Annotated in this window: 1 protein-coding gene; it reads right to left on the reverse strand. The window is 38.9% G+C overall.

Features of this window, described 5'->3' with window-relative positions; genetic code table 11:
- On the reverse strand, positions 1-247 hold a 247-nt coding region (locus AAEZ05_RS29675; RefSeq protein WP_350650213.1), incomplete at both ends, for a hypothetical protein.

A 247-nucleotide genomic window follows, 5' to 3' on the forward strand; every position in this document is an offset into this window, starting at 1 on the left:
CGTTTATTCAGTAAGCTTCTATCCGCTGCACGTTCTGCTGCTGTATTTAAAAATGGGCTGTGCCAAAATGCTAAAACGTTATTATCAACCACGCCGATTGGGCTACGATTTTTTTCTGACAGTACCACGGCCACATCCATTTTAGCTTTTTTCATCATAGACTCAGCATGTTCAAGAGTATGATACTCCTCTAAAAAAACAACTGGGGCTAATGACAAAGTGCTAACATATTCTTCTTGTTTAAAGT

The sequence above is a fragment of the Pseudomonas sp. HY13-MNA-CIBAN-0226 genome (genome assembly GCF_040310305.1).
GTDB lineage: Bacteria > Pseudomonadota > Gammaproteobacteria > Pseudomonadales > Pseudomonadaceae > Aquipseudomonas > Aquipseudomonas gregormendelii.